The sequence below is a fragment of the Pseudomonas sp. BF-RE-21 genome, assembly GCF_019947305.1.
GTDB lineage: Bacteria > Pseudomonadota > Gammaproteobacteria > Pseudomonadales > Pseudomonadaceae > Aquipseudomonas > Aquipseudomonas migulae.
The window spans coordinates 1-4,983 of record NZ_JAGYGF010000102.1 but is presented as its reverse complement, the minus strand read 5'-3'; the positions used below and the strand labels follow the sequence as shown (position 1 = coordinate 4,983).

General features: G+C 60.7%; 3 protein-coding genes. 1 reads left to right on the top strand and 2 read right to left on the bottom strand.

Annotation, left to right across the window (positions count from 1 at the left end; genetic code table 11):
* Positions 1–331: 331 nt before the first annotated feature.
* Together KGB25_RS30205 and KGB25_RS30200 are read right to left on the bottom strand one after the other, a co-directional pair.
* Positions 332–1,954, bottom strand: coding sequence for an MFS transporter (locus KGB25_RS30205; protein ID WP_008032527.1), 1,623 nt, complete (start codon positions 1,952–1,954; stop codon positions 332–334).
* 304 nt (positions 1,955–2,258) lie between these two features.
* On the bottom strand, positions 2,259–3,905 hold the full coding sequence (locus tag KGB25_RS30200) for a GMC family oxidoreductase (protein ID WP_223437985.1): 1,647 nt from the start codon (positions 3,903–3,905) through the stop codon (positions 2,259–2,261).
* 121 nt (positions 3,906–4,026) lie between these two features.
* Between KGB25_RS30200 and KGB25_RS30195 the strand changes: the two genes are divergently transcribed.
* Complete coding sequence (locus KGB25_RS30195) at positions 4,027–4,923, top strand: LysR family transcriptional regulator (RefSeq protein ID WP_207284451.1); 897 nt, start codon at positions 4,027–4,029, stop codon at positions 4,921–4,923.
* Positions 4,924–4,983: the final 60 nt, after the last annotated feature.

The window sequence follows — 4,983 nt, the reverse complement described above, 5'->3', positions numbered from 1 at the left end:
TTTCACCACTCATCAGGCCGAGCGTTAGCTCGCCTTCCGCTTTTGATCTGAGCGCCCCCTCGAGAGGCCGAGTGGAGGTTCTGCGCAGTGGGCAACCCGGCATGGATGCCGGGTTAGCCGCCCCCGGCCATGGATGGCCGATGGCGGAGGGCCCACGGAGCAGGACCGGAGCGAGGGCATGGCGAGCATTAGCGAGCCACCGAACGAAAGGGGCAAGAGCCCTTTGGTTACTTTGGGGCTTTTCCAAAGTGACTCGCCGTAAGGGCGAAACCAATAGCCGCCATCACCGAAATAACGGACATGCCCCAACCGCCCAAACACCAACCAACCCTCAGTTAGTATCCAGATCCACGTTCTTGGTCTCACGCAAACAGATCATCCCCACCACCAGGCTCACCGCAGTAATCACCACCGGGTACCAAAGCCCATAGAAAATGTCCCCGGTGTACACCACCAACGCAAACGACACCGTCGGCAAGAACCCACCAAACCAACCATTGCCAATGTGATACGGCAGGGACATCGAGGTATAGCGAATGCGCGTCGGAAACAGCTCGACCATCAACGCCGCCAGCGGTCCGTAGCACATGGCCGAGATGATGATCAGCGCGACGATCAGCGCCACGATCATCGGTTTGTTGATCAACTGGACGTCGGCTTTTGACGGATACCCGGCCAGGGTCACCGCACCCCGCAGGGCCGCTTCGTCAAAGCCTTCAAGCCTCACGTCACCGACGCTGACCTGCACACCGCTGCCAGCCGGGGCCGCTTCGCTGCTGTAGGGCAGGCCCTGTTTCACCAGGAAGGTTTTGACCTTGTCGCACGGGCTGTCAAATTTCGCCTTGCCTACCGGATCAAACTGGAAGGTGCAGGTCGCCGGGTCGGCCAGTACGGTAATCGGTGCCTGACGGCTGGCCTGGTCGATCGCCGGGTTGGCGTAATGGGCCAGGGTCTTGAAGATCGGGAAGTACAGCGCAGTGGCCAGCAACAGGCCGATCATCAGCACCGGTTTGCGCCCGACCTTGTCCGACAGCCAACCGAAGAAAATGAAGAACGGCGCGCCGATGATCACGCTGACGATCAGCAGGCTGTTGGCCAGGGCCGGGTCCATTTTCAGGAACTGGGTGAGGAAGAACAGCACGTAGAACTGCGCCGCATAAAACGTCACCGCTTGCCCGGCGTTGATGCTGAACAGCGCGATCAGCACGACCTTGAGGTTTTCCCATTTGCCGAAGGAATCACGCAGTGGCGATTTGCAGAGTTTGCCTTCCTCTTTCATTTTCACGAACGCAGGCGATTCGTGCAGGCTCAGGCGAATCCAGGTCGAGATGCCCAGCAGTACGATGGAAAACAGAAACGGAATCCGCCAGCCCCAGACTTCAAACTGGTCACCGGTGAAGTAGCGGCAACCCAGCACCACGAGCAACGACAGCAGCAGGCCGAGGGTCGCGGTGGACTGAATCCAGCTGGTGTGGAATCCGCGTTTGCCGATGGGCGCGTGTTCGGCGACATAGGTCGCAGCACCGCCGTACTCACCGCCCAGGGCCAGGCCCTGAAGCATGCGCAGCACCACGAGGATGATCGGCGCGGCGATGCCGATGCTCGCGTAAGTCGGCAGCAACCCGACGCAAAACGTCGCGACGCCCATGAGGACGATGGTGGCGAGGAAGGTGTATTTGCGCCCGATCATGTCCCCCAGCCGCCCGAACACCAGCGCACCGAAGGGCCGCACGATAAAGCCGGCGGCGAATGCCATCAGTGCAAAAATGAACGCGGTGGTGTCGTTGACCCCGGCGAAAAACTGTTTGCTGATCACCGCCGCGAGGGCGCCGTAGAGGAAGAAGTCATACCACTCGAACACCGTTCCCAGTGACGAAGCGAAGATGACTTTGCGGGTGTCACGGCTGGCATCGGTGCTGCGCGTGATTTCCAGAGATTGAACGTGTTCTGACATATCGGTATCCCTCACAGTGATTGTTTTTGTTGTTCCACTGTCGGCACATGCTTTGTGGGCGGGTGCCGCTACTGTCCGTGCATCGGGTGACATCGATGTTGATTGATCCGCCGCTATCGCTGGCAAGCCAGCTCCTACAGTTGATCTTTGTCGTTCATATTTCTTGTGCCCTACCTACAACCCTGTAGGAGCCGGCTTGCTGCGGGCGGCGTTCCGACGAAAACGATGTGTCAGTCAATACTGATGGCGCCTGACACACAGCCTTCGCCAGCAAGCTGGCTCCTACAATGTTCGTGTTTGGAGGTCAGGCATTGGTCACCAGTTCCATCGGTGAGGTCAGGCTCCTTGTGGCGGGGTTGAGGATGAGTTGTGCGGCCTTTTCGGCAATCATCAGCGTCGGCGAACAGGTGTTGCCCGAGGTGATGCGCGGCATGATCGAGGCGTCGGCGATACGCAGGCCGGGGATGCCGCGGACTTTCAATTCGGCATCGACCACCGCGTCCCCGTCGTTGCCCATGCGGCACGTACCGACCGGATGGAAAATCGTCGTACCGATTCGCGCGGCGGCTTCGTGCAGTTGTTCTTCGCTCTGCAAACTGTCGCCGGGCAGGTATTCCACCGGTTTGAACGCTTGCAGGGCGGGCGCGGAAACGATGCGTCGGGTCAGGCGGATCGCATCGGCAGCGACACGCAAATCTTCCGGATGGCTCAGGTAATTGGGTTGAATCAGCGGCGCGTCCTGCGGGTTGGCCGAGCGAATGTCGATTCGCCCACGGCTTTGCGGACGCAGATCGCAGACCGACGCCGTGAAGGCCGGGAAGGCATGCAGCGGCTCGCCGAAACGCTCCAGCGACAGTGGCTGCACGTGGTATTCGAGGTTCGCCGAAGTCTGCTCCGGCCCCGAGCGGGCAAATGCACCGAGCTGACTCGGCGCCATGGACAGCGGGCCACTGCGGTCATACAGATAACGCAGCCCCATGCCGATCTTGCCCCACACACTGCCGGCGATCTGGTTCAGGGTGCGCGCGTTTTGCAGTTTGTAGATCAGCCGCAGTTGCAGGTGATCCTGCAAGTTGCCGCCCACACCGGGCAGCTCATGGGCCACACCGATGCCCAGTTTTTCCAGGAGCGGGCGAGGGCCGATGCCGGAGCGTTGCAGGATGCTCGGCGAACCGACGGCACCCGCGCAAAGGACGATTTCCTTGCGCGCCTTGAAGGTTTTCGCCTGACCCTGCCAGCGTGTACTTACCGCTGCTGCGCGGCCGTTTTCCAGGAGCACACGGTCGACTTCAACGTCGGTCAGCACGGTGAGATTGGGACGATGGCGGACCGGTTTGAGAAATGCCTTGGCCGCGTTCCAGCGAATCCCGGCCTTCTGGTTGACCTGAAAGTAGCCGCAGCCTTCGTTGTCGCCCTGATTGAAGTCATCGATGCTGGCGATGCCGCTTTGTTCGGCCGCGCTGCGGAAGGCGTCGAGAATCGGCCAGGACAGTCGCTGGCGCTCGATCCGCCATTCCCCGGCGGCGCCGTGAAATTGCGAGTCGCCGGCAAAATGATTTTCGCTTTTCTTGAACAGCGGCAGCACATCGTCCCAACGCCAGCCGGGATTGCCATCGGCTGCCCAACCGTCGTAGTCGCCGGCCTGGCCGCGCATGTAGATCATGCCGTTGATTGAGGAGCAACCGCCGAGCACCTTGCCGCGCGGGTAACTCAGGGCGCGACCTTGCAGGCCTGCTTGCGCTTCGGTCTTGAAGCACCAGTCGGTGCGCGGGTTGCCGATGCAGAACAGGTAACCCACCGGGATGTGAATCCACGCGTAGTTATCGCGGCCGCCGGCTTCGAGCAGCAGCACCCGGTGTTGCGGGTTGGCCGACAATCGATTGGCCAGCAAACATCCCGCCGGCCCGGCCCCGACCACGATGTAATCGTATTCATCAAGGGAAGTCTGCATCCCTGACCTCGTATTGTTGTTCTTGTTGTCGATCATCCTAGTTGTTAGCTTTCGTCAAAAGAATGTTAGTTTTTGCGCAGCCGCTGTGCGTTTTTAAACAGCGTATCCCTAAGGACGGTTCATGTTCGATTGGAATGACCTGCGGTTTTTTCTCGAATTGCAGCGCAGCGGGCGTTTGCTCACCGCTGCCCGCCGTTTGAACACCACCCACGCCACCGTGGCCCGGCACATCGAGGCCATCGAAAAAAGCCTCGGCACGGCGCTGTTCGTCCAGCACGCCCAGGGTTATGAATTGACGCCGGCGGGTGAGGCGCTGCTCAAGCACGCTGAAGCGATGGAGAACGTCGCCTTGCTGGCCCAGGAAGAGATCACCCAATCGACGGCGCCGCTGGGCAAGATTCGCGTGGGGGTGACCGAGGGCCTGGGCATCATGTTCCTCGCCAGTCGCATGAACGGTTTGTTCGAGCGCTATCCGGGGCTGGAAGTGGAGCTGGTGGCGGTGCCGCGATTTGTCAGCATCCTCAACCGCGAAGCGGAGATCAGCATCCACCTCGAACGCCCGGCTGCCGACATGCTGGTCACGCGCAAACTCACTGACTATCGCCTGGCGCTGTATGCCAGCCAGGCCTACCTCGACAGGGCGCCACCGTTGCGCAGTCGCGAAGACCTCGGGCGCCACGCGTGGATTGGCTATGTCGACGACTTGCTGTTCAGTCAGGAATTGATGTTCCTCAACAGCTTCTGCCGCAATCCGCAGGTGGTGTTCCACAGCACCAGCGTGATCGCCCAACAACAGGCGGCGCGCTCGGGTTTGGGGATTGCGGTGCTGCCGTGCTACATGGCCAGCGCCGATCCGCAGCTGGTGCCGTTGTTGCCGGACGAAAGCATCCAGCGCAGCTACTGGATCAGTACCCGTCGCGAGCTGCACAAGTCCGTGCGGTTGCGGGTGTTGTGGGATTACGTGGTGGAGTTGTGTGAGCGTGAACAGGATCTACTGCGAGGCCCCGATCCCTTGTAGGAGCCGGCTTGCCGGCGATGGCGGCCTTGAAATTGATGCACGATTCAAGGGCCCCATCGC

Coding starts and splice junctions, on each gene's coding strand:
- KGB25_RS30200 (WP_223437985.1), bottom strand. CDS start 3,905: ATGCAGACTTCCCTTGATGAATACGATTACATCGTGGTCGGGGCCGGG.
- KGB25_RS30195 (WP_207284451.1), top strand. CDS start 4,027: ATGTTCGATTGGAATGACCTGCGGTTTTTTCTCGAATTGCAGCGCAGC.
- KGB25_RS30205 (WP_008032527.1), bottom strand. CDS start 1,954: ATGTCAGAACACGTTCAATCTCTGGAAATCACGCGCAGCACCGATGCC.